The organism is Planctomycetia bacterium (assembly GCA_016795155.1).
Taxonomy (GTDB): Bacteria; Planctomycetota; Planctomycetia; order Gemmatales; family HRBIN36; genus JAEUIE01.
Genome location: JAEUIE010000019.1, coordinates 16,134 through 42,195, shown reverse-complemented (window position 1 = coordinate 42,195; position 26,062 = coordinate 16,134). Strand labels below are relative to the sequence as shown.

The following is a 26,062-nucleotide window of genomic DNA, read 5'->3' as shown; positions in this document are numbered from 1 at the left end:
CTATACCTTCGTGGAATAACTGCCTGTGTTCGATGCAAACGTGATTCAGCTGCCACACTGGACAGGGAAGGGCAGTCGTGAACACTGATTTAATTGTCAAGCATGTAATTCTGGCTCAAACGGGAGATCGCGCTGCGTTCAGCGAACTGGTACGTGAATGCCAGCCTGTGGTTTACGCCACGGCACTGGAAAAGCTGCGCGATGGTGGCGCTGCTCAGGAACTGGCTCACGAAACATTTGTTCGTGCCTGGACGAAGCTCGACCAGCTGCGGGAACCTGCCGCTTTCATCGGGTGGATTCGACAGATCTGCATCCGACTGGCTCTAAACCGTCTGACACGGCGTAAGGTCAACCAGGTGGAAGAAGGCATTCTCGAAAACCAGGTGGGTGATGAGCACAACCCTCTGGAGACCATGATGAGGAAGGAAGCTCGTACCACGATTCGCAAGGGCCTGGCTCGATTGAGCAGGCTCGACCGTGAGACGCTGACCGCCTTCTACATCCGGGGAGAATCCATTCGAGAAATGAGCCAAGCGCTGGCCACGCCTGAAGGAACGATCAAGCGTCGTCTGCACGTGGCCCGTAACAGGCTCAAGGCTCGGCTGGAGGGTTCAGAAGTGCTCTCCGTTGATGCCTGTTGATCAATAATGGAAGCGAGAGTAAACACTCTCGCTTCCTGTATTTTGGGAAAGTAGTTGCTATTACTGCGGTACAGAAATCTTGGCAAGTCCTTCAAATATACCTAAACTGTTACCATCAAAGAACTTTAATTGATTGGCGGCTATGGCGACTGAGCAAACAATAGGCGGATACCGTCTCATGAATCACATGACGACGGGCCAAACGAGCCAGGTATGGGAAGTCAATGAGCCAGGGTCTGGTCGTCACTTTGCCATGAAGTTGTTACTCCCCGAGTATGCCAAAAATCCGGTTCACCGAAGATTGCTGGAGCATGAGGCCAAAGTTGGCATGCCGATGAGCCATCCCAACGTCATCAAGATGCTGAAACTCGCGAAGGATAAAGATACTCAATATCTGATCATGGAATTCTTTCCCGGTGGAAATCTGAAGCTGCGCATGATGCGTAAGCATCCCATCATTCGCGAACGTGCTCACTCTATCATGTGCATGGCGGCAGCCGGTATTGCCCACATGCACGATCGTGGCTGGATTCATCGCGATATCAAGCCTGACAATATCCTGTTGAACAGCTCAGGTGAACTAAAACTCATCGACTTTGGCCTGGCAAAACGCATTGAACGCAGTGCAGGGCTCTTTGGCTGGTTTCGAGGCGGGCGAAAACGGGGAACCACAGCGGGAACCCGGAGCTATATGTCGCCGGAACAGATTCTGAATAAGCCACTCGATGAACGATCCGACATTTACAGTTTTGGCGCGACCATGTACGAGATTGCATCAGGCAGGCCGCCATTCAGAGGGAGCAGCCCATCCGATCTACTAGCCAAACATCTCAAAGAAAAGCCGATGAGTCTGCAGTACGTGGTAGATGACATTACGGAAGAATTTGCACAGATCGTCCAGCGATGCCTTGCCAAAGATAAAAAGGAACGTTTCAGAAATATGCATGAGCTTTTGTCGCAGTTAAGGGTCACGCGTGTTTACAAGGGAGATAAACTCGAGCGTCCCGCTTGAGAAATGACCATGCCCAGTTATTTGCCATTTGAGAAAGACATCGCTGAGTTGGAAGCATTGCTTCGGAATCTTGAAGCGGAGAACAGTGCCGACAAAGCTGAGGAACTAAGACGCATCCAAAAGGAAGTTGTCAGCCTCAAGAAGAAGAAATTCAATCAGCTTTCTGCCTGGCAAACCGTTCTAGTGTCAAGGCATCCAGAACGCCCTCAATTTCTGGATTACGTCAATCTCATCTTTGACGACTTTACCGAATTGCATGGAGACAAGGCAATAGGCGATGACCGATCCCTGAGAACGGGCATAGCGCGTCTCGATGATCTCAAGGTCATGCTGATTGGTCACCATAAGGGTCGGAACCTGCATGAACGGACGGAGTGCTTTTATGGCTGCGCTCATCCTGAAGGGTACCGCAAGGCTCTCATGCGCATGAAGTTTGCCGCCAAGTTCGGATTGCCGGTCATTTGTCTGATAGATACACCTGGAGCTTATCCGGGCATTGGCGCGGAAGAACGTGGGCAGGCGCAACTTATTGCGGTTAATCTTCTGGAAATGTCCCGAATTCCAACGCCAATCGTATGTGTAGTCATTGGCGAAGGGGGTTCAGGCGGGGCCTTGGGCATTGGAATCGGTGATAGGGTTAGTCTGTTGGAGCATTCTTATTATTCGGTCATCAGTCCTGAAGGCTGTGCAGGCATATTGTGGAAGCATGCTACCGAGGAGACGAAATCCAAAGCCGCTGATGCTCTCAAGCTCACAGCCCGGAATCTGATGGAACTCAAAGTGATTGATGAAGTGATTCCAGAGCCACTCGGTGGTGCTCATCGTGATCAGCGTGAAATGGCCAATACCCTGAAGATGTACCTGCTCAATGCCTTGCGTGAGTTGAAGGGAAAGTCGGTTGACGAACTGCTGGAGGCACGCTATCAGAAATTCCGGCAAATGGGAGTATTTATCAGGCAACTTGAAAACGCAACATAAGATGTATTATCGGACACAAACAGCCGTTATGGCAAGATAGGAGCAACGTCCGATAATCATCATTATGTTTCATTCGATTTGCGTATTTTCCGGGAAAATTCCATGGTCCAGACCCAGGCTGCTTGCATCAATCTTGGGCCACGCGAGACGCACAAACGCCGTCTGATGGGCCTGTTATTCTTTTATCTGGGGCTGGCACTCTCGCTCATTTTTATCTGGCAGGATGTAAATGATTGGCTACGAGCAACAGTCTTTGCTCCATACTTTCTTGGCTATCTTGGCATCTTTCAGGCGCTTTACAAAACTTGCGTGGTACATGCCTTGTCAGGTACGCAGAACCTGGATGCCGGTAACCAGCCAGTAGACGAAAGTGCAAATTCGAGAAAGCTTAAGTCTCGATCTATCTGGATACTGGTCTGGTCGCTTTTCTTTGCCGGTCTGTGTACTTATCTCACTTTGGCGATTCGTATGGAAAATATGATCTGGCCTCAGGCACCTGCCCTACCCGGCGGTTGATTGCACTATATTCGAACTGCTGCTCCCTGTTCCTCGTAAATTAAACATACCCCTTCTGGAGCAATCATTGCACTCCGTCCGAATCCTGACATTATTTATCGGCATGCTGATCCCCCAGGTCGTATTAGGCCAGGATCAGCCAGCGGTTCTGCAGGAGCATGGCAGTACTGGCGAAATCAGAATCAGACTGGTGCAATCAGGTGAGAGCATCTGGGTGACCGTACCCTCTGCGGTCAGTTGTAAAACGGGTTTGCACGGGCAGGGGTCTGAAGATATTTCCCTGCAATCGCCAGGCACGCTGCTTCAAGTGAAACTGGCAGAAGATAACAAGACAGTTCAATACATTCAGGTTCTTTACGCCTGGTATTCAATGCCTGCACAATGGCTCGATGAACAGTTTACCGAATTGAAGGGAATGTTTTCCGAAGGGACCTTGTTCAGTAATAAGCAGATGGTGCTGGGGCTGGTCAGTATTCTCCTGGTATGTCTGATATGCGGTGCGATCAGTTCGCTGGTGTTAAGCAATCGCATGGCATTCTTTTCCGATGCCCTGGCTCACTTTGCTTTCGCAGGTGTGGCCCTTGGTATTCTCATGAATATTGCCGGACTGTTGGCCAGCGATGAACTGATTGTTCCGGTCATGGTGGCGTTTGGAATCATCAGCGGCTGCGGTATTGCCTACGTGAAGCAAAAGACGGTGTTGGCTAATGACACCATCATTGGTGTTTTCTTTGCCGGGGCTATGGGCCTTGGCGCCATTCTGCTGACAGCAGTTGCCAAAATCGGCGGCGGAAGCCGTGGAGCACAGAATCCGGAAACCTTTCTTTTCGGCGACCCGATGGCAACCACAAGTCAGCAGATTGTTTATCTTTTGATTCTACTCGTCATCACTGTTATCTTTTTATTGCTGCGTTACAACAAGCTGGTGCTGGCGAGCTTTAATCCCAGCCTGGCACGTTCCCGGCGCATTTCGGTTGAACTCAGCAACTATCTGTTTATCATCTTTCTGGCGATGACGGTTAACGCATGCCTGAAAGTCGTGGGAGCACTTTTAATCAATGCGTTACTGATTTTACCTGCGGCAACAGCAGGCAACATCTCGCGCAATTTACGACAGTTTTTCTGGATTACTTTATTTGTCTCGCTCGTGGCTGGTCTGGGAGGCTTTTTCATTAGTGCGAGCTGGCAGCCTGTCATTGGTGGAAAGAACCTTCCGCTCGGAACGGGAGGCGTTATTGTTGTATTGGGAACAATCTGCTTTTTTGCCTCCGTCTTTGCTGGCCCCTTGCTTCGAGGAAAGCGAGCGATTTCCGTAAGCAATAACTGAGAGTAGTTTACCCGTTGGGTATCGCTATCATTCATGTAAAGAAGAGAACCACGCCGGATTCAGGATGCCATGATAATACAGCCGATGTTTGCAGCTTTGAGCGGGATTGACCAGTTTGTAGTTTCGTTTCAAAGTATTGTGTACGAAGCCCTTCCCTTTGTGATAATTGGCGCGCTGATCTCCGGCATCCTGGAAGAATTGTTACCACAACAACTTTTTGCCCGCATGATTCCCAAGAACCGGTCGTTGGCAATAGCGGGAAGTGCATTGCTGGGGCTTATTTTCCCCATGTGCGAATGCGGTATTGTGCCCGTGATGCGGCGCCTACTGGGCAAAGGGCTTCCACTGGGATGTGCCGTTGCCTATATGCTAGCAGCACCGGTGGTGAACCCTGTGGTGATTGCTTCAACCTGGGCTGCCTTCTCGGGTGATCGCAGCACCATTGACGGCTTGACCAGCGTACAAATGGTTGTCATGCGATGTGGTTTAGCTTTTTTAACAGCCTTTATTGTAGGATGCGTGATCAATCGTCTGGCAGTAAAAGGTGTGTCCGACCTTATCAAAGTGCCGATCAAGATAACACCTTTGCAACTGGCTGATGAGCCTCAGGTCAAGAGGCCATGGAGCATGAGGCTGGCCAATATCGCACAGGTGGCTCTGCACGATTTCATCGATATCACTTGTTTCCTGATTTTGGGAGCCATTCTGGCTGCCACGCTGCAGACCTATGAAATTGTCAGCAAAGTATCGTACCTTTTCGGCAATCCCTGGAGTGCAGCACTAATTATGATGGTGATTGCAGTGCTTCTCTGTTTGTGCAGTGAAGCAGATGCCTTTGTTGCTGCCAATATGATCAAAGTGCCACTATCAGGTAAACTGAGTTTTCTAGTGCTCGGGCCGATGTTCGATCTCAAGTTATTGTTAATGTACACCAGAGTGTTTAAGCCCAAGTTGATCATCACCATCGTAGTACTCTTATGGGTGATTGTTTTCGTCTTCAGTATGGCTGCATTCTATCTGGTACAGGGTTTCAAATCGGTAGGTGCTTAATTCGAGAGGTAAACCATGCATCGCAACAGTCAGTTCATGGAAAGACTCTTTACTCTCATCATGACAGGCGCCTACGGACTGGTCATGGTCTGGATGTTTCTTTCCCATTACTACCGGTTCAGCCCGGGGGAAAGGAGCATCCTGTCCCTGGTTACAACCTGGATACAGTACACCATCTTTATCGGTGGTATTTTTCTGCTTGTCCTCTTCGTGATTCTGTTGATCAATCTGCGACGCGGTGGCGATGGGCATCACCACGATCATGATCCTGATGAAAAAGACCATGACTGCTGCGATCACGATCATGGTGAACATGGTCATGAACACCATCATGATCATGAACACGAGCATGCGGGACATGAATGCTGCGATCACGGACACGACCATAACTGGAACCCTATTCGATATATCCCCCTCTTGATTCCTCTGATTCTGATCATGATGGGCTTACCTGACACGCGCATGATCGAAAACTTTGAACGCTACCGCATTGATGCAGCCCTCAAGAACAAGAGGTCGGGAATGGTCAATGAACAGATGTGCTGGATGATGATGGGTGCGTTCAGCATGCCCAATGAAGTGTTTCCTCAAGTGGGTTTCTCAACCACCTTTGCCTCCGGCGTCCAGAGCATTATCGATGAATTGGATGATGAGGCAAAAGGCGTCAAGCCATTTGTTACAGATCTTGCGGAGCTTGAAAAAGTCGTTCAGGATCCAGGTCTGATGAAGCAATATGCAGCATATCGTAAAGTGGAACTCGAAGGCATGTTCGATCTCGAAGAGACAGGTGCTGTCAGCGTATTCCGGGTGGTGCGTTTAAGAATGGCATGTTGCCTGACGGATTCCCGACCGGCCATGATTCTTTGTGCAACCCGCAAGCCTTTGCCCGAGAATCTCAACGATGGTAGCAAGAAAACGGGAACGAAATGGGTGAAGGTTCAGGGGCGTTTGAAATTCATGCCCGGTCAGGATGGCAAGTACCAGGCGTTTATGAAGGCAGTCTCAGTTGAGTTGGCGCCTATGCCCCCCTTCCCTTATCTCAATTAATGTGCGACAATAGCTAAGGTAGTTTTGTTTTTCAGGAAAGACTCTATGTTTGCATCATCTTGGTTCAGTCGGGTGATGGCGGTAGTTGTAGTGTTCACACTGTCGGCATCGGTCCAGGCCCACTGCCCATTCTGTGGCACGATGCAGGGCCAGACTCTGGTTAAGGAAGTTCAGCAGGCGAGGTTTGTCCTGTTTGGGGTTCCGAGTAATCCGCAAATCAAGCGTGACGCTGATGGCCGCGAGTTCAGTACCACCGATTTCACCATTGAGGAAGTGGTTAAGAATGATCCATTTCTCAAGAACAAGAAAACCATCACCCTGCCCCGTTATATTCCACCCAGTACCACCGGGCCTGAGAAACTCCTGGTCTTTTGTGATTTGAACAACGATCAGCCTGACACCTATCTTTATCTGACAGCCAAAGATGGCATTTTGGTCAGGTATCTGAAAGAAGCGCTGCAGTTGGATGAGAAGAATATCACCAAGCGTCTCTATTTCTATTTCAATTATCTCGATCATGTTGATAATGAAATCGCAACTGATGCATTCAAGGAATTTGGCAAAGCAGATTATGCCGATGTCGTCAAAATGGTAAAAGCACATGGCGATGATGCCATGCGTAAGCGTCTGCAGGTTTGGCTTAAAGACCCCAACACTGCCATTTACCGCTATGGCTTGCTGGGACTCATGCTGGGACTCTGCGGCAAACAGGAAGATGGCGAGTTGTTCCTATCGCTGCTGAACGATCCGGATAAAAGCCTGATATCGGGAATCGATGGTATCCTGGCTGGATACATCCTGGTCGATAAGGTCAATGGCTGGAAATATACCCAATCACTGGTGAGCAGTTCCAATCTGGATTTCAACAAACGTTATGCGGCTCTGCGAACCATTCGTTTTCTGTGGGAAAGTCACATTGGTTATGTTCCTCAGGAAGATTTATTGAAGACTATGGAAACCTTTGTCGGCCAGGGGGACATTGCAGACCTGGCTATTGAAGACCTGCGAAAATGGAAACAATGGAAATTTACCTCCACCATTATTCAGCAAAGCAAACGAGAAACACATCTTGCACCGATTGTTCAACGTGCCGTTCTTCGATACATGCTTTCCGTACCTGATGATGCCGCAGCCAAAGCATATGTTGAAGATGTGAGAAAAACGCATCCGGAAAAAATCAGGGATGCCCAGGAGATTCTTGATCTCGAAAAGATCTCGCAGGCCGACGCAGCCAGGAACAAGTAGTGCTCAAGGGTACATGGAATGTATCTGGTCCAGTTTCAGCGCGTGTTCATTCTGCTGCTTCTCTGCCCTGCCCTGCTGCATGCGTGCGTGCTTTGCAGCAATCAGGGTATGCCTCTTTCCAAGGAAGTGGCAGGCGCCAAACTCGTTATATTCGGTCGAATCACCGATTCCCGCTTGGCCCCGGATGGCATCAAGGGAACCAGTGACTTTCAGATTGAGAAAATCCTGCAAGGTGATCGCAAGGAGATTGCTGCCGGCAAATTGACCCTGCCACGTTATGTCCCGCCAGTGCCAGGCATCCGGTACATCATTTTTCTGGATATCAACCAGGGACAAGTTGACCCGTACCGCAGCATCGAATGTACCACGGATCGATTGGTTTCGTACCTGCAGAATATGCCCAAACTCACCGGCTTGGGGACTCCATCGGAAAGACAAGCCAGGTTGAAGTACACATTTGATTTTTTTCAGGACAACGAGCCTGAAATTGCCAACGATGCTTACAAGGAATGGTCCATCGCTCAGAATGAAGATGTTGCCAATATTGCGGGGCAGCTTGATGCCGCCAAATTACGACGATGGGTGGTTGACTCGAAAACGCCTCAACATTGTCTGGCACTTTATGCTTATCTCCTGGGTGCGTGTGGCAACCGGGATGACTTTGCCTTATTGAAAAGGTTGATAGACCATCCGCCCGATGCACGGTACGCCACGGCACTGGATGGCATACTCTGCGGAATTGAAAGACAGGATGCTGCTGCCGCCTGGCTATTAGTACAAAACATTGCCAAGGACGAAAAACGTAACTTCACTGAAAAACATGCATTATTGAGATTCATCAAGTTCATGCATGCAGTTCGAAAAGAAAGCGTTCGTGAAAAGGTTTCTAATACCCTGGTGCAGTTTTTGTCGCAGTTGGAAATGATGGATTTGGCCATTGAACAGATGAGGGTGATGAAATGCTGGGATACGGAACAGGCAGTTTTCAAACTTTATCAGCAAAACTTCGAGTCGGTAATCTCGAAACGTGCGATCATTCGTTATGCATTGAGTAATCCAAGTGAAAATGCCAGGAAATTCACGGAATCCATCAGGGCCAGAGATCCTCAACTGGTGAGCGAAATGGAAGAGCAGTTGAAGTGGATGCAGGGCCCTTGAAATGAATCCTCTTGCAGAATATGGCGCTAATCACTATCTAATAATAAGTGTAAATCTCAGTCTCAGGCAAAGAAATCGCGATGTCCTACATTGAACGTAAGTCAGAACTGAAACGTAAACGCAAGCGCCGTGCAACCGTGGCTAAGCTGAAGACCAAGCTGGCCACCACCAAAAATCCTGCAGATCAGCAGGCAATAATATCCAAGATTAAGAAGGTTAGCCCCTTCTGGGTTCCCGCGGAATAGTCATCACTTACGAGTTGGCTTGGCTTCGCTTCTTCATTTCATCGCGAAGCCTGGCTGCAGTCTCATAGTCTTCTTTTTCTACTGCCTTGGCGAGCTGCTCTTTCAAAGTCAGTTTCACACCATGCTCCTTGCGCAGTTGTTTCAGCTTCTTCTTCAGCTCCTTTACCAGCGGATCCTTGTCGTAACGTTCATCCTGCTCATATTCGATGAACACTTCCTTGATGCGCTGTAATCCGTCCCGAATGGCATCGATGGCAGTTTCTGGTGTATCCTTGGCCAATGAGGCTTCTACCATGGCTGCAGTTCGATGAAACAGAACGAAGGGACGGTACTGTTCATGTGCTGTCACATAGTCGTTATGTGGTGCATGTTCTTTAACCAGATCCATGAAGGCGAGCGTATGGTCAGCATCGCGGATGGCTCGTTCAAACTGATTCATGGTGAGGAATGCTACACGCCGATGATAAAACTGGACGAACTCCCGATCCGCTTCGACACAATGTTCTTCAGTCATGGTGAATGAGTCGTCGGATTCGAGTCCCTTGCGGCGAATCAAATCGCGAAGGTAATCAAGATAGGTCAGGAAGCCATTCGGGCGGGCGCCATCGGGTCTGCCCTTCACTTCCATCTGCAGCACACCAAGATCAATGCGCAGTTGAATGACCTGGCGCCCATCGCCAGACGTCACCATCCGCGCCTGGATCATTCCAGGTTTGAATTCCCACCCAGCCAGTGCACGATCAATATCCTGTCCCATTCTTGTTCCTCAACTGTCAAAACTATTATACGTCAAGACTGATGTTTGCCATGCCGAACCAGTGATGAAAATAGTGCAAGATGCTGAAAGAGTGATTATGCGTTCCGTTGAAGCAGATCAAGTTACAAGTAGAATGCTACCTTGTAACACGTTTCAGACAGGATGAAATTCATGCCAGTTCATATGGTTTTTGTCAATCTGGTTATTCTGAGTTGTCTGATATGCAGCTTGCAGGGAAACAGTCAGTCTGTTCAAAAAGATAAGCCAGATTTAGCATGGATCTGGACAAGCGAAGCGGCTACTTCACAGCAACTGCCTGCTGGTAACCGTTGGTTTCGAAAAACATTTACCATCGACCGCCCCATCGCAAACCCGGTTGATGAAGCAGTTCTTGAACTGACTGCCGATAATACATTCACCGTTTGGTTTAATGGACAACGCATCGGCAGTGGCGATAACTGGCAACAGGTTTATCGTTACGATGTCAAGAAATTGGCGAAGCATGGCACTAATGTTATAGCCATTGAAGCTGGCAACGAATCGCCGGGTGCTGCAGCACTTCTTGTTCGCTTGACAGTCATTCCCAATGGCAAATCCTCCATGGCAATCAATAGCGATCGCTCATGGAAGTCGGTCAGCACCAGGCCTGATGAGCAATGGATCAAGCCTGAATTTGAGGATAAGAACTGGCAGCCGGTTCATGTGCTGGGCGAATATGGAAACACCGAACCTTGGGGAACGTTAAGTTGGAGCGATGGACCTTCTTCACAACGATTCAAGGTGCCTGAAGGGTTTGTTGTGGAGACCGTCATTCCTCCCAATCCTGTTGCTCCGAAGCTCAATCCACGGATACCATTTTCAATTATCAATATGACTTTTGATGCCAAAGGCAGATTGCTGGTTTCGCAGGAGCGCGGTCCGATTTTGCTATGTACCGAGCAGGATCAAAATGGCGAACTGAAGAAGATTGAACCTTACTGCGAGCAGGTTAAAAACGCACAGGGAATGTGCTGGGTGCGCGATGCCTTGCTGGTGGTGGGAGATGGACCGAAAGGAACCGGGCTGTATCGTGCGATTGACAAGAACAATGATGATGTTGTTGATGAAGTGCAGCTATTGCACAAGTTCAAGGGTGGAATGGGAGAACATGGACCACATGCGATAATCCATGGCCCAGATGACTGGCTGTATCTGGTCATCGGAAACCATGCCTGGGCTCAGCCGAAGGAACTGGCGAAAAATTCGCCATTAACCCGTTGGCCAAACGGCTATTTTGGCCCCGATCAGGGCAAGCCGGGAACTACTGAAGATGTTCTTATTCCACGTTTAAACGATGGACGTGGCCATGCTGCCAACATTCTTGCACCAGGCGGAACTATTTGGCGATTAGATCATGAAGGTAACAACATGAGCCTGTATGCTGCTGGCTTCCGCAATCAGTATGATGCTGCATTCCGATCAGACGGGGAAATGTTTACCTTCGACAGCGACATGGAATGGGATGAAGGCATGCCTTGGTATCGCCCAGTGCGTGTGTGCCACGTTCCACCAGGGGCAGATTACCTTTGGCGAACTGGAGCAGCCAATACGCCTAACTATTACCTGGATAGCCTCGAGCCGATGGTAGAAACTGGCCGTGGTTCACCTTGCGGTGTTGCAGTGTATGAACATGTTAAGTACCCATCGAAATATCAAGGCGCAATATTCCTGGCAGACTGGTCCATCGGTGTCATTTGGGCTGTGCATACGACCCCTCACGGGGCTGGCTTTCGCGGCAACGCTGAGAAGTTCTGTACCGGATCTCCACTGAACGTTACCGATCTGGAAGTGGGGCCTGATGGCTCAATCTACTTCACGCTGGGAGGTCGTAGCACCACTGGTGGAGTTTACAGAATCCGTTATGCCAATCCATCAACCGACAATGATTCCAGAGGCAGGATACAGCCTCTTGCTGCATGGAGCAAAAACCGCTTAGAATGGAAACCCCCTGCCCCGCCTGAACTGTCTGCAATTCAAAAGCAATTGAAATCCGGCGATGCCTACCAGCAGCGACTGGCGTGTGATGCTATCATCAGACATCAGCTCACTGTTCCTGTCGACGAGATCTGGTCATTATTGGGGCAGTCTGATCCTTTTCTCCGGACCGCAGCCAGGCTGGTCCTGCAGCGACTTGAGCCAGAAACATGGATAAACAAACTTAGTCAATCGAGTGATTTGCAGGCGATGGAGGCTATTGTTGCGCTGTGTAAGACCGGACAGGCTGCCAAGTACCAAACGCAGATTGTCGATAGATTGAATGCCCTGACCAAGTCAACTGATCCAACAGTCCAGTTGCAACAACTACGAACCTGGCAACTGGTATGCATTCACTGCAATTTGGACTCTCAAAATACAATCGTTCAAAAGGCAGTCAATTCCTGGTTTGAACAGTTCCCCACCAGTGATTCACGAGTAAACCGAGAGTTAGGCATTCTGCTTTCTCACGCTGCCCGCAACCAATGGACCGCTCTGCCTGTTGCTCAGAAACTCACGGCAGAAATGGTCAGAACACAATCGGATCGTCCACAGAGTATCTACTTCTTCTATCTGCTTCGTCTGTTACATCATCATGGGTATACGCAGCAAACCAGGGATGCCGTTGTCAACTGGTATGAAGCGACCAAAACCTGGTCGGGCGGACATAGCTATGCGCCTTTCATGCAGAACATCTTCAAAGACTGGTCACACGCATTATCACCCGATGAAAGAAAGCTCCTCATGCAGCAGGTTGATTCCAAGCCGCATGTCGCTGCAGTCTTGCTGGATGGTTATGGCAGCGAGCAGGATGCCTCTGATCTAATCAATCTCTTACAGAATATAAGCAACAGCAAAGATACCTATGTAGTGAAACTTCAATCGGTTGTGCTGGATCAATTGGGGCGACAGATTCAGCGTGCTGAGGTGCAGCAGGCTCTCCGAAAGATGGTGGAAGGTAATCCAACTATGCTGGAGTCTGTTGTTCGTCTGCTGGCTAAAGTGCCTGCCAGGGAAAATGTGAAGTATCTGCTGGAAGGTCTTCGATTAACTTCACCACTGGTGGTTCGTGATTGCATGCAGTCACTGGCCAAGTGTGACTACCAGCCTGCGCCGGAAGATTCAGCAGCCTATCGAACCGTCATACTTGCGATTAATCGATTGGAGGAGAAGGATCGAGTGGCTGCCATTCGTTTGCTACACAAATGGAAGGCATTACGTTTTTCTCCGGATGGTACGGATATCAAGCAGGAGATCAACGGGTGGTCTCGCTGGTTCAATCAACAGTTCCCCAAGGAAACACCTGTTCCTAATGTCAATGCTCTGACCGCATCCTCCAAATGGAAGATGAGCGATTTTGAATCAGTGGTTGCTTCATCCAAAGGAGATGCCATTAAAGGTAAGGTGGTGTTTACGAAAACGAACTGCATCAAATGTCATAAGTTTGGAAATGAAGGCGAAGGATTAGGACCAGATTTGACAACGCTCAAAAGCCGGTTTCAACGACGTGATACACTGGAAGCGATACTTGACCCTTCGAAAACCATCAGTGATCAGTATCGAGGAACGGTGATCGTTACGGTACAGGGACAGACTATCACCGGCCTGGCAGCGCCGCAGGGCAACACGGTGACCGTGTTGCAAACCGATGGTTCCAAAGTAACCATCAACAAGGCAGATATTGAATCTCAGATTGCGTCAACCGTTTCACCTATGCCCGAAAAACTCATCGATGAACTCACCCTGCAGGAGATTGCAGACCTGCTGGCTTACCTGGAATCGAATCCAAAATAATTCTTGTGGTCTGCTTCCAATGGATGCATATGGTATTGGAAGCAGACACGAAAGGCTTGGCCATCGCCTGGAAAAATCCATGAAAACTGTGTTGATTACTGGAGCAAATGGCGAAATTGGCCATGGCTTGATTGAAGCATTGGCTGCGAACAGTGGTACTCAGATTGTCGCCCTCGATTTGAACTCACCTGATGAATCGATCAGGAAGAAATGCTATCGAACCGTGGTTGGCGATATCACCGATGCCTCGGTCGTGGAGAACCTCGGCGCGAATTACGATTTCGATATCATCATTCACCTGGCCGCATTGCTTTCCACCAAATCAGAACGTATGCCGAAGCTGGCCCACATGGTCAATGTCGATGGCACTTTGAACCTGCTGGAACTGGCGGTGAGCGAAGCTCGCCAGCAAGGAAAGCCAATACGTTTTATTTATCCAAGCAGCATAGCAGTCTACGGTATGCCCGATGTTAGTACTAAAGCGAAGTCAGGTAAAGTACTCGAGTCAGACTGGTGTGAGCCGCGAACGATGTACGGCATCAACAAACTGTATTGCGAGAAGCTGGGCAATTATTATCAGAAACATTACCGCCAACTGGATATACAGGAATCGAAAGGGCTCGTTGATTTTCGGGGAATACGATTTCCGGGATTAATCAGTGCTTTTACTTTGCCAACAGGTGGAACGAGTGATTTTGCACCGGAAATGATTCATGCGGCAGCCAAGAAGCAGACCTATAAGTGTTTTGTCCGGCCCGATACCCGCATACCATTCATGGCCATGCCTGATGGGGTTTCTGCCATCTTGAAACTAGCCGAGGCAGATAACAGGAAACTGTCGAAACCAGTCTATAACCTCGCTGGGTTCAATCCCTCTGCAGAGGAATTCCGCGTGCGGGTATTGAAAGCGTTTCCGGAAGCAGACATTCAGTATCAGCCCGATCAGCGCAGGCAGCTCATCGTGGATTCCTGGCCTGCTGATGTCAATGACAGTGCCGCCCGAAATGACTGGGGCTTTCAGCCTCAGTATGATTTCGAGCGTGCCTTTAGTGAATATCTGCTGCCTAACATTGTCAAGCATCATCAGTAAAGGTTTATCATGAGCGATCATCGCTTCAGTGAGCATCTCAATAAACAGTTAGAGGAAATCAAAGCTGCTGGCACATTCAAATCAGAACGTGTGATCGAAGGTGCGCAGGGGGCCGAGATCGTTGTTGGTGGAAAAAAAGTCATCAACCTGTGCGCCAATAACTATATGGGGCTGGCGAGTCATCCTGATATTCTCCAGGCGGCACACCAGGGGCTGGATCAATACGGCTTCGGCATGGCATCGGTGCGATTTATTTGCGGTACGGCAGTGCCCCACAAGCAATTGGAGCAGCAGATAGCGAAGTTCTTCAATAAAGAAGACTCCATTACTTACAATTCCTGCTTCGATGCCAATGGCGGCCTGTTTGAAACGATTCTTACCGATCAGGATGCCATCATCAGTGATGAACTGAACCATGCCAGCATCATTGATGGAATCCGATTGTGCAAAGCGCAGAGGCACCGCTACAAGCATAGCAACATGGCTGAACTGGAAGAGTTGCTGAAAGCCACTCAAAAGCAGCGGTTCAGAATGATTGCTACCGATGGCGTATTCTCGATGGATGGCGATCTGGCCAAACTGGATCAGATTTGCGAACTGGCGGATAAATATCACGCAGTCGTCATGGTCGATGAGTGTCACGCTACGGGGTTTCTGGGTGAAACGGGGCGAGGCACTCCTGAAGTGTTTGGAGTGATGGATCGCATTGATGTCATTACCAGTACGCTGGGGAAAACGCTCAGTGGTGGAGTGGGCGGATTTACTACTTCATTCAAACCCTGGGTTGAGACGTTACGGCAGAGGTCGCGACCGTATCTGTTCAGCAATGCCATGCCACCCAGTGTTGCCATTGCATCGATGAAAGCACTGGAAATGATTGATTCAGGTGCATCACTACGAGCCAAACTGCAAGGCAATGCCCGATTTATGCGTGACGGTCTTACCCGGGCAGGATTTACATTGAAGCCAGGAAATCATCCTATCATCCCGGTGATGCTGGGTGATGCCAAACTGGCCAGCGTGATGGCTGATAAACTGCTACAAAAAGGCATTTATGTCATCGGCTTCAGCTATCCGGTTGTGCCAGTTGGCCAGGCTCGCATCCGCATGCAGCTTTCAGCAGCACATCAGCAGGAACATCTGGAACAGGCGCTGGCAGCATTCTGTTCTGTTGGCCGGGAATTGAACGTCATCAAGTAGATTGCTACATGTGCCGACTTTTTCCTTGAGGCTTGGGTTATAGAATACACCTCGTCCCACCAGAGTCTGTTCCGCACCTTTTTGATGGTCTACATACAAGCATGTCTGAAAAATCACCCCGTGTCGGCATTTGGCTTATTGGCGCATGTGGAGGAGTGGGCACGTGTGTTGCCTTAGGACTCGCATCTTTGCAGTTGAAATTGATTGAGACCACCGGCCTTACGACGGAACAATCGCCACTCAATCAATTGCCCTTGGCGAAACTCGACAATGTGGTTCTTGGCGGACACGAAATCAGACAGGGACGTTTCCTTGATACAGTAAATGAGTTTCAGAATCGATCTGGAATATTCAGTCACGAGCTGGTTGAAGCATGTACCCCCAAACTATTGGAGATGGCAGAGCATATTCGCCCTGGTACGTTGATCAACTCCGGCGACACTATTCAGAAGTTGGCAGATTGGGATCAGGTCCCCGGAAATGAAAAGATTCTGGATGCCATCAGGCGAATCGGACAGGACATTGCAACGTTCAAGTCGAAACACAGCCTCAGCCAGGTAGTGGTTGTTAATGTTTCATCCACCGAGCCTCCTTTTGCACTGACCGTCAAGCATGACAGTCTGGAACAGTTGCAGAGTGCGTTGCAAGAGGGGGACACATCATTGCTGCCAGCCAGCAGCCTGTATGCATGGGCTGCCATCGAGCAAGGCATGCCCTACATCAATTTCACGCCATCACTGGGAGCAGGATTTCCTGCAATCCAGGAACTGATGGTTAATCATCGTGGCCTGGTGGCTGGTCAGGATGGCAAGACAGGTGAAACGCTGCTGAAATCAGCGATGGCACCGATGTTCCTGGCCAGGAATCTGAAAATATTATCCTGGGTTGGGCACAACATCTTTGGAAATCGAGATGGACAGGTTCTTAACGATCCCCGCAACAAGGAATCCAAGGTAAAAACGAAGGATAAAATCATCAGCTCAGTTGTCGGATACAAGCCACAAACGCATGTGTCCATCGAGTACATCGAAAGCCTGGATGACTGGAAAACAGCGTGGAATCATATTCACTTTCAGGGATTCCTTGGAGTGAAAATGATAATGCAGTTCATCTGGCAGGGATGCGATTCCATACTGGCTGCGCCGCTGGTTCTCGATTTAGCACGACTGACGCTGTATTCCCAGCAACGGGGAGAAACGGGAGTACTGACTAGCCTAGCTCCCTTTTTCAAAGGGCCGATGTGTGTGGAAGATCACGATTTCTTTCATCAATTGCAGATGCTGTATCACCATTACCTGTCAAAGGCGGCATCATGACCTGGTCAGCAGGAATTGGATTACTGATTCTTGCGATGGTATTAGTTGCATTATTTCGAGGTAATGAAGTTCGACTCGTGCTCTTGGTTGCGGCATTCGCGCTGGCTGCATTGGCCAGCAAATCCGAGATCATTGTCATTACTTTATTTCAGGGATTGGCCGATGCCTCCTCGATCATCCCTATTTGTTCTGCCATGGGTTTTGCTTATGTGTTGAAAGCATTTAGATGTGATCAGCATCTCGTGCGTGCACTCACGATTCCACTGATGCAGGTGAAATGGTTGATGATTCCAGGAACCATCCTGATTGGCTTCGTAGTGAATATCACGATCATTAGCCAGACGAGCACTTCACTGGCAGTGGGCACGGTGTTAATTCCATTGCTGCGATCTTTGGGCATGCGTGGTGTGGTGATCGGCTCTGCATTATTGCTCGGAGCATCCCTGGGTGGGGAATTATTGAATCCGGGAGCGCCGGAACTTGGTACCATCGCCACAAGATTAGGAATAGACTCGTCTGATATGGTGCCGAAAATTGCACAAGTCATTTTCTTTCATCTGGCAATTGCCATTGGTGTGTTCTGGTGGATGAACAGGAAGGAAACACAACTGAATACGGTTCCTACGTTAGACCATCAACAACCGATATCCTGGATTTGCGCTATCGTTCCTATTGTGCCAATCGTCTTGCTGTTTCTGTTCGGTCCGCCCTTTAATCTGTTTACCTTCCCGACATCATGGCTGGTCCATGCAACAGAAGCGCCTAGTCATTATGGTCCACGTTTAATTGGGCTTTCCATGCTGATAGGTTGCCTGGCGGCCTGTCTGGCAGTTCCGGGCAAGGCAACAGGAGTCGCCAGGCATTATTTTGAAGGAGCAGGATATGGGTATACCAACATCATTTCGCTGATTGTTATTGCGAAGTGCTTCAGTGAAGGTATTAAACTGTCGGGCATTACTGATCTGATTGGACATGCAGCAGATGCGGTGCCAGTGCTCTTATTACCCCTGGCAGCATTGCTACCCTGTGGATTGGCGTTTTTGAGTGGTTCAGGGATTGGAGCAACCCAGGGTCTGTATCCGATGCTTGCTGATGTAGCCATAGAACAGCAGGTTGATCCTACGCAGGCAGGAGTTCTCTGCTGCCTGGGATCTGCGGCTGGCCGCACCATGTCGCTCGTTGCAGCAGTCAATATCATGTGTTCCAACTTGACAGAGTCTAAACCGGCCGACCTCTGTAAGAGGGTTGCCCCTCCACTCCTTATTGGACTGATAATTATTATCAGTTGGGAAATGCTCGCACATGCCCTCAAAGGCTAACTACAGTGCTTTGCGATACAGTTCCAACAATTCGTTGTATCCCACCTTACGCGGGTTAAACTTTGAGGTCCACTGCTGGGATGCTTCATCAGCCAGTACAGACAGCATACCTTCGCTGACACCCTGCGAACGCAGATTGCCAGGTAAATCGGCAACTTGGGCAATCTTCTTGACTTCGTTTGCCAGAGCAGTGGCAGAGTCTGAATCGCTCGAGTCAACGGAAGCTACTTTGAGCAGTTCTGCATATTCAGCTTGGACAGCAGAGCTGTTAAACCGAATGACGTGAGGCAACAATTGTCCTACTGCCTGGCCATGTACCATGCCATAATGTGCAGTTAGTGGATTCGCCAGTGCATGGGCAGCTCCCAACATGGCATTTTCAATGGCAAGCCCGGCCAGATGGGCACCCCATTGCACTGCAGCTCGTGCAGGTAAGTCGTTTGGATTCTGCAAAGCTGTAATGACATTGCCATGGAGCAATCTCCATGCTTCACGCGAAAAAAGTTTTGATAAAGGTGTGCTTTTGGTGGAGACATGTGATTCAATGGAATGGGTAACAGCGTCCATTGCCGTGAGTGCTGCGACACGCGTTGGCTGTGACAATGTAAGCTCAGGATCAAGCAAAGCTACCTTGAATGCAGCCTTCTTGTCGCCACACGCCATTTTGAAATGCGTGACTGGATCGGATACCAGTGCGAAGGACTGTGCTTCGCTGCCGGTGCCTGCCGTGGTAGGTATACCAATGGAAGGAACCATAGGCTTGGTGGCTTTGCCTACGCCCCAGTAATCTTTCATTTCTCCACCATTGGTGTAAAGGAAATTAATTCCCTTGGCACAATCCATGGCTGAGCCGCCACCCAATGCGACAATGAAATCTATTTTCTCACGCTGGGCTACTGCCAAGCCCTGATTGACATGCTTGGTAGTGGGGTTTTCTTCTACGGCATCAAAAACAATGACAGGCAGACCAGCCTGACGCAGATACTGCTCGGCTCGCTGAGCATGCCCAGCTTCTTCCAGGCCCGGATCGGTGACCAGCATAATGCGCTTTCCGCCCAGATCACGGACGCAATCTCCCACGCGGGCCAGGACACCGGGACCACACAATACACGCGTTAAAGGCTGAAAATCGAATTGAAAACTCGGTGTCATAACGTACGGCCGATGCTCCACCAGTGTCCTGAACTGCCAATTATACAGTTAACGCTGAATCCGTATATTGCAGTGCCCGGCTTCGAAACAGGAATTCGACAATATTACCCTCATGAGGCTGTAACCAGTTCAATTGCGTCGTGGGTATTGGGCCGAAATTCAATCGATCAATATGAACTGCATCCAGTAACTTGCGTTGAAATTCTGCGTCGCGTGTCAAAGCAGTACAAACGAGAGTTGGCCCGATGCTCTCGATCATTTTCTCCTGTGGACATTCCACGATAGCTGCAAACGGGAACAAGTATTCTTTCTTCGCAAGCGGATGATCGTGGCTTTCACAGTAAATAATAGTCGGCCTCAGATAGGCATGACGTTCATTCATGACCAGTCGCGGGCCAAATTTCGCAGTTAAGTCGATGGCGCCGGGTACTTTCAGATCATTCTCAATTTCGGCATTCACAGCTTCAGCCAGCTTGGGCATAGTGAAAGCTGCGAGTTTTGCATTCTCATCCTCTGGTGCAAGAGGCTTCCAGGGGCCAATCTGTTCCGCAATGGCTTCTGCAATCTTTTTGCCATGTTTGGGTGTGTAGATTGCAGAAGTGTTGATGCAGCTACGTCCACTGTTCAAGGAGATACTGTCAATCATTACTTGCAGGTAATCATTCCAATGCTCTGCGATATCTGCACCAAGGAGAATCTTGCTCCAGCCGGGGCCGTGGACCTGCACGCCGGGGTTAGTCTTGTACTGGTCTACCGTTGCCTGCCCGCCAAAGATCAAGCTCCTTCGGCAGACATTCATCACCGAGCCGCCTACATCATGCCCGCCTGGGTAAATACTGATGGCCTGCTTGGGCAATCCTGCCATGAAGTAAGCGTTTGCGATGCGATACGGCGTCCATGGTTCAGCTGATCCTGGCTTGATAATCAAGCCTACTTGCAGTGGGATAACGGGAAGCCACAATGCATGTACGCCCGGTGAGTTATTGGGAAGAATCATTCCCAAGACAGGCGACATGGCCTGGTAGGAAAGTGGCACTCCCCTGCCCTCTATTCCGTATCCTTTCCTGTAGATTTCGGTATCTAGTCCGCGAGTCAGTGCATCCAGAATCGTTGCCATGTTCTGCATGACAAAGTGATTCTTTTTCATGTTGGCCCGACACATGCTGTAAGGCAAACCGGTGGTGGCTGACTGCAGTCGGACAAAATCTTCAGGTGATTGCGGCTGTCCGTTGATGTCAACCGTTCCCGATAAAAACAGATCGGCAGCTTTCTTGGTGATTTCAAACAACTGGGGGCTGGGGATTTCGCGCAGTACCTGCCTGGCACGTTGCGAGTGCCTCATGTCACGTTCAACCATTCCGCCAGTTACTTTGCTGATCTCAGCGACTGGTTCGCCGGTGTCATAGCGTACCAGCTTATCAGTATCCAGGCTTTTATATGGTTCGCCCCAGCGGAGCGCAGGTACATGTAGCATGGGCATTCCCACTGTCTGCGAATAGTCGTAAAGGTTTAGTAAACACCCACCGTCGTTGTTGATGCAAATCCTCTGAATGGCTTAACGCCACTGACACCATCCCAGGGATATTTGGCATGTGGTTCTTCGCGAACACCTTCATCACGTTCCAGGAAATGTGGCACGAAGAACTCGTAGGTCAGCGTGCTCAAACGGACTCGCCCTTCCTGGCCGTAGTTCACGATTTTCGATTCCGATTCAAAATCAACCACTTCGATCACTGCACGGGGTTGCGGTGCATAATAACTGATTTTGTATCCATCTTCAGGCCCGACAGGCTTGGAGCAGGCAAGACCCATCAGGGTGTTGCCATAGGTAGGAGTCATATAGACTTTGCCAAAGTCGAGCAGTTCCTCGACGGCGAAGCGTGTGAACTCGGGAGTGAATTCCGTGCCGCCGGAGAAGATGCCGGTGATGCCGGTCTCAGCGATGGTTTTTTCTTTATTCTCCAACGCTGCTGCCAGTGCTTCGAGCAGTTTCGGTGTGGTAAACATGCACTTGATATCATGGCCTGCTGAGAGAATCGTTAATGCCTGATCAATCACATGCTCCTTGTAAGCATGCATCTCGTCCATTTTTCCTTTCTTGATCAGCTTGATGACCCAGCGAGGATCGAGATCAACGCAAAAACAAATGCCTCCACGATGCTGGCACAAATGTTCAATGGCAAGCCTGAGCCGTCGCGGACCGCTAGGGCCCAGCATCAGCCAGTTGCTGTTGCGTGGAAAATACTGATCGGGCAATGTCCGCGACATCATTTCATAATCAATGCGGAAGTCATCACTGCCGATTCGGCTTTTGGGAATTCCCGTTGTACCACCTGTTTCAAAAACGTAGATCGGTTTGCCCTGCAAGGCACGAGGAATCCAACGTTGCAGTGGGCCGCCTCGCAGCCATTCATCTTCAAAATTGCCGAACAGATGCATATCGTCCCAACCCTGCACATCCTTGAGAGGATTAAAAGAATAGGACTTAGCCTTTTCCAGCCAGAAAGGTGTTCCAGTTTCCTCTGAAAAATGATGTTTGACAACATTTCGAACCTGGGCATCCAACTGTTCACGTGCGGCATGCGGTGTGGTTACTATCTCAGGTAGGCGGGGAGTCATAGTTGTCGTGGCGCTCCGGAGCGGAAGGTTGTCGTCTTGCTCGAATACATCAGCGGTCAGTTCATTATACAATTTCGCTCGCTGTTACTGATGAGATGCAGAAGAAATCGTGCTTATATGCGAATCACTCTTTTGGATTTCATTTCTGAACGTGGAAGGGTGCCAGGGCTGACTACTTCGATTGCTGGTCGGAACTGGTATAGATCACGGAACCGCTGTGCAACTGATTCAATTATTTCATCTGCTTGGGCATCAGGCTTTAGTTCCAATCGAAGTTTCAATTCACCGGGATGCCTGTTGTTCAGTACTACCTGAAATTCTTCAATGCAGATAAACTGACGAATTACTGCCTCAATCATGGAAGGATAAAAGTTGTTGCCTTTTACGAGCACCATGTCGTCGGTTCTGCCTAATATCCCTCCCTGCAGCCTTTTCCATGGCTTTCCACATGGGCATGGCTTGGGATCAACTTTTACACGATCACCTGTTCGGTAACGTACCAATGGGCTGTCGAGCCTGCCTAGTGTAGTGATGACTAATTCGCCTTCTTCACCCGGTGGTACTTCCTGATTGGTTTCAGCATCGAGCACTTCAGCAATGCATTCAGTTTCGAGAAGATGAAAGCCACCGGGGTTCTCCAGGCATTCGATTCCAAGCGGGCCTACCTCAGTCATTCCCCAGTGATCAATCACTCTGGCACCCCAGCCTGTTTCGATGAGCTGACGAGTCGCTGGGATGTTTGCACCAGGCTCGCCAGCCAGGATCAGCATGCGGACGGATGAATCAGCCAGTGAGATTTTTTCTTCTTGTGCAATTTCCAGCATGCGAAGGGCATATGTAGGAGTGCTGCAGATAATGGTTGCCTGATTGTATTGTAAGAAACGCAGGCGGGCCAGCGTACTGGCGCCACCTCCCGGCAACACCAGGCAGCCTCGGCGTGCAGCTCCTTCAAACGCTGCCCAGAATCCCAGAAATGGACCAAAAGAAAAGGGAAAGAAGAATCTGTCAGCACGAGTGATGCCAATCACATCGTAGATAGTTTGCCAGCAATGAAGGATCCATTCCCACGATTGGGCTGTATCAAGCCAGCGCAATGGTTGCCCGGAGGTGGTACCTGAAGTCTGGTGCAGACGTACGTAGTTGGTAAAAGGCTGGGTGAGATTAGTGCCATAAGGCGGATGGGCAAGTTGATCTGTCATCAATTCACTTTTAGATATGCAGGGTAAATCAATAAGTTTTTCGAAAGCAATAGAACAATCGACAGTGACTCCATGAGCTTTCCACCAGTTCGAAAGGAATGGCGACAAGCCATGTTGAAGCAATTGTGTAAATCGATTCGACTGATGGTCACGAAGCTGTTGGATGGACTGCATGCCTTTGTTGCCAATAGACAGTTCTCTGGCAACAGTCTAGGAATTGGTAGCGCAGTGGAAACCTCAACGGAGGTATTATCGCAACGCGAAAGAATTCAGAAACTTTCTTGCCTTGTCTGACTCCAGCCAATTTGTTTTGCCCATGATCAATACCTGGTAGGCCCGGCCATTTACCAGATAAATGCTGGAGTACATTTCGATGTTCTTGGATGAAACCTCGGCTCGAATTTCTCTTCCGGGATATTTACCGGAAAGCGTGATTCGATCTTCCTTGATAAGCTTGGCATTTACATTTTTCAACATGCCATTACGTGCATTGGTGAGTGATTCCTCGATCTGTTTGGAAGTTTTGAGGTTTTTCTCCGGTACATCCAGATACGCTACGCCCATGGTGCCATCAGATTCCTCAACAGTGAACATCTTGATTTTCATCCCCAGAACACTCTGTGATTTTTCTCTAGGCTTTCCTGGGAAGCTGGCTTTGAATCTGCCCTCAGTGGAAACAAATTCGGTGTACGAAGACAAGTCTGAAGAGTTAGAAGAAGTAGAAGTGAGGGTACTTCGGAAGTAAAGTCCCCCAACGACAAAGCATATTCCGAGAGCCATAATTCCTACATAGAGTGATTGGCTGTTCTCATACTGCTTGCTTTCCTCACGAGGGGCATTCATCGCCCTGATAAAATAGACAACACAGGAAAGCACGAGCCCGATTCCACCGAAAATCAGACCATAAACAAAGGCTTGTGACCAATTGACGGCGGCGAAGAGCATAGGAATTCTCAGCAATACAACTTCATTTAACTTTAGCTTATAAATGCCAAACGGGAGAACAGTAGTATATTCTCTCCATAGACATTTTTTACGATTCAGGTGATGAAACAATGCGTTTGGCTGTTGTTGGAACTGGTTATGTAGGCTTGGTGTCAGGAACCTGCTTTGCAGAAAGCGGTAACCAGGTAATTGGAATAGATAATAATCCCAAGAAGATTGAAATCCTGGAATCCGGCAAGTTGCCCATTTATGAACCAGGTTTGCTGGAAATGGTTCAGCGTAACCGCAAGGAAGGACGACTCACTTTCACTACCGATCTGCAGCAAGCTATTCAGGATGTCGAAGTCGTTTATCTGTGCGTAGGCACACCGCAAGGTGATGATGGCTCAGCTGATTTAAGTGCCATGTGGGCTGTGGGCGATGCCATTGCGGATAAGTTGCAATCATTCAAGCTGCTGGTCATCAAGAGTACAGTTCCAGTGGGTACCAATCGAAAACTGACCGAACGAATTGCAGCTCGCACGAAGGCGCCATTCGAAGTGGCCAGCAATCCGGAGTTTCTTAAAGAAGGCGCGGCTATTGATGACTTCATGAAGCCTGACAGAGTGGTAGTGGGTGTTCGCAGTGAAAAGGCGCAAAAACTATTGCATGAACTCTATGCACCATTTTTGCGAACAGAAAGGCCATTTCTGGTCATGCCACCAGAGAGTGCGGAAATGACCAAGTATGTCGCCAATGCCATGCTGGCTACCAAGATCAGCTTCATCAATGAAATGGCCGGCTTGTGTGACAAAATGGGGGCAGACATCAACGATGTGCGACGTGGCATCGGGCATGATGTCAGAATCGGCTTTCAGTTCTTACATCCAGGGCCCGGTTATGGTGGAAGCTGTTTCCCGAAAGATGTCAATGCTCTGATTGCCATGGCGAGGGAAAAGAACGTTCCTTCGAAACTGATCGAAGCAGTTGATCTGGTTAATGATCAGCAGAAACGAGTGCTGCCTACCAAGATTAAGAATCACTTTAAGGATAAACTGGCAGGAAAAACCCTGGCGGTCTGGGGGCTGGCATTCAAGCCGCGTACCGATGACATACGGGAATCACCCTCATTGACACTGATCGACGAAATGCTGGCAGCAGGCGTGAAACTTCGGGTACATGATCCGGAAGCTATCAGCAATGTTCGTGAAGAGTATGGTGACAAACTCACCTATTGTGAACGACGATATGATGCTCTGGAAGGTGCAGATGCACTGGTCCTGGTGACTGAATGGCAAGAGTTTAGAACGCCAGATTTTCTGCTGATCAAAGAACTTCTGAAAACACCTGTCATTTTTGATGGCAGGAATATCTACGATCCTGCTGCACTCAAACAGCAAGGATTTACCTATTACGGCATCGGCCGCCGCTAACCCATTTTCTCCCCTCTCCCCCTGGCG

The 26,062-nt window shown here is 49.2% G+C and carries 22 protein-coding genes; 16 read left to right on the top strand and 6 right to left on the bottom strand.

Going from position 1 to position 26,062, the window contains the following annotated elements; translation table 11 throughout:
- The first annotated feature begins 77 nt into the window (after positions 1-77).
- The 10 genes from JNJ77_07815 (at position 78) to JNJ77_07770 (ending at position 9,219) form a co-directional block, all read left to right on the top strand.
- Positions 78-641 (top strand): sigma-70 family RNA polymerase sigma factor, encoded by a 564-nt coding sequence (locus tag JNJ77_07815; protein MBL8822476.1) that lies wholly within the window; start codon positions 78-80, stop codon positions 639-641.
- A 142-nt stretch (positions 642-783) separates the two neighbouring features.
- Positions 784-1,653, top strand: a complete 870-nt coding sequence (locus tag JNJ77_07810) for a serine/threonine protein kinase (GenBank protein ID MBL8822475.1) — start codon at positions 784-786, stop codon at positions 1,651-1,653.
- Positions 1,654-1,656: 3 nt separating this feature from the next.
- Entirely contained in the window at positions 1,657-2,631 is a 975-nt protein-coding gene (locus JNJ77_07805; GenBank protein ID MBL8822474.1) for an acetyl-CoA carboxylase carboxyltransferase subunit alpha, read from the top strand.
- 102 nt (positions 2,632-2,733) lie between these two features.
- Positions 2,734-3,147 (top strand): hypothetical protein, encoded by a 414-nt coding sequence (locus JNJ77_07800; GenBank protein MBL8822473.1) that lies wholly within the window; start codon positions 2,734-2,736, stop codon positions 3,145-3,147.
- Positions 3,148-3,214: 67 nt separating this feature from the next.
- A complete protein-coding gene (locus tag JNJ77_07795) occupies positions 3,215-4,474 on the top strand; it encodes a metal ABC transporter permease (GenBank protein MBL8822472.1) in 1,260 nt (419 codons plus the stop codon).
- An 84-nt stretch (positions 4,475-4,558) separates the two neighbouring features.
- Entirely contained in the window at positions 4,559-5,524 is a 966-nt protein-coding gene (locus JNJ77_07790) for a permease (protein ID MBL8822471.1), read from the top strand.
- Between the two features lie 15 nt (positions 5,525-5,539).
- Entirely contained in the window at positions 5,540-6,571 is a 1,032-nt protein-coding gene (locus JNJ77_07785) for a hypothetical protein (GenBank protein ID MBL8822470.1), read from the top strand.
- A gap of 45 nt (positions 6,572-6,616) precedes the next feature.
- Positions 6,617-7,816, top strand: a complete 1,200-nt coding sequence (locus JNJ77_07780; GenBank protein ID MBL8822469.1) for a hypothetical protein — start codon at positions 6,617-6,619, stop codon at positions 7,814-7,816.
- A gap of 18 nt (positions 7,817-7,834) precedes the next feature.
- Positions 7,835-8,974 carry a hypothetical protein gene (locus JNJ77_07775; protein ID MBL8822468.1) on the top strand — a complete coding sequence of 380 codons (1,140 nt, stop codon included), beginning with the start codon at positions 7,835-7,837 and terminating at the stop codon, positions 8,972-8,974.
- Between the two features lie 80 nt (positions 8,975-9,054).
- The gene (locus JNJ77_07770; GenBank protein ID MBL8822467.1) at positions 9,055-9,219 is read left to right on the top strand and encodes a hypothetical protein; all 165 of its coding nucleotides are present in this window, start codon (positions 9,055-9,057) and stop codon (positions 9,217-9,219) included.
- A gap of 7 nt (positions 9,220-9,226) precedes the next feature.
- On the opposite strand, the gene JNJ77_07765 is transcribed toward JNJ77_07770, so the two are convergent.
- Complete coding sequence (locus JNJ77_07765) at positions 9,227-9,976, bottom strand: UvrB/UvrC motif-containing protein (GenBank protein ID MBL8822466.1); 750 nt, start codon at positions 9,974-9,976, stop codon at positions 9,227-9,229.
- Positions 9,977-10,147: 171 nt separating this feature from the next.
- Between JNJ77_07765 and JNJ77_07760 the strand changes: the two genes are divergently transcribed.
- From JNJ77_07760 to dcuC, 5 genes are all read left to right on the top strand, one after another.
- Positions 10,148-13,783 carry a c-type cytochrome gene (locus tag JNJ77_07760; protein ID MBL8822465.1) on the top strand — a complete coding sequence of 1,212 codons (3,636 nt, stop codon included), beginning with the start codon at positions 10,148-10,150 and terminating at the stop codon, positions 13,781-13,783.
- Between the two features lie 79 nt (positions 13,784-13,862).
- The gene (locus JNJ77_07755) at positions 13,863-14,873 is read left to right on the top strand and encodes an NAD-dependent epimerase/dehydratase family protein (GenBank protein ID MBL8822464.1); all 1,011 of its coding nucleotides are present in this window, start codon (positions 13,863-13,865) and stop codon (positions 14,871-14,873) included.
- A gap of 9 nt (positions 14,874-14,882) precedes the next feature.
- Entirely contained in the window at positions 14,883-16,073 is a 1,191-nt protein-coding gene (gene kbl, locus JNJ77_07750) for a glycine C-acetyltransferase (protein MBL8822463.1), read from the top strand.
- Positions 16,074-16,174: 101 nt separating this feature from the next.
- Positions 16,175-17,389, top strand: coding sequence for an inositol-3-phosphate synthase (locus JNJ77_07745; GenBank protein MBL8822462.1), 1,215 nt, complete (start codon positions 16,175-16,177; stop codon positions 17,387-17,389).
- The gene (gene dcuC / locus JNJ77_07740; protein ID MBL8822461.1) at positions 17,386-18,708 is read left to right on the top strand and encodes a C4-dicarboxylate transporter DcuC; all 1,323 of its coding nucleotides are present in this window, start codon (positions 17,386-17,388) and stop codon (positions 18,706-18,708) included. The genes JNJ77_07745 and dcuC overlap by 4 nt, the downstream gene beginning before the upstream one ends.
- Here the strand turns inward: dcuC and JNJ77_07735 are convergent, their stop codons facing one another.
- From JNJ77_07735 to JNJ77_07715, 5 genes are all read right to left on the bottom strand, one after another.
- Positions 18,709-19,860, bottom strand: coding sequence for an iron-containing alcohol dehydrogenase (locus JNJ77_07735; protein ID MBL8822460.1), 1,152 nt, complete (start codon positions 19,858-19,860; stop codon positions 18,709-18,711).
- A 40-nt stretch (positions 19,861-19,900) separates the two neighbouring features.
- Positions 19,901-21,334: an aldehyde dehydrogenase gene (locus JNJ77_07730; protein MBL8822459.1), complete on the bottom strand. Its 1,434-nt coding sequence runs from the start codon at positions 21,332-21,334 to the stop codon at positions 19,901-19,903.
- Positions 21,335-21,369: 35 nt separating this feature from the next.
- Positions 21,370-22,479: a hypothetical protein gene (locus tag JNJ77_07725; protein MBL8822458.1), complete on the bottom strand. Its 1,110-nt coding sequence runs from the start codon at positions 22,477-22,479 to the stop codon at positions 21,370-21,372.
- Between the two features lie 113 nt (positions 22,480-22,592).
- Positions 22,593-23,852, bottom strand: a complete 1,260-nt coding sequence (locus tag JNJ77_07720) for an AMP-binding protein (GenBank protein ID MBL8822457.1) — start codon at positions 23,850-23,852, stop codon at positions 22,593-22,595.
- 75 nt (positions 23,853-23,927) lie between these two features.
- Positions 23,928-24,623, bottom strand: coding sequence for a hypothetical protein (locus tag JNJ77_07715; protein ID MBL8822456.1), 696 nt, complete (start codon positions 24,621-24,623; stop codon positions 23,928-23,930).
- 110 nt (positions 24,624-24,733) lie between these two features.
- Between JNJ77_07715 and JNJ77_07710 the strand changes: the two genes are divergently transcribed.
- Positions 24,734-26,035: a UDP-glucose/GDP-mannose dehydrogenase family protein gene (locus JNJ77_07710; protein ID MBL8822455.1), complete on the top strand. Its 1,302-nt coding sequence runs from the start codon at positions 24,734-24,736 to the stop codon at positions 26,033-26,035.
- The last annotated feature ends 27 nt before the right edge of the window (positions 26,036-26,062 follow it).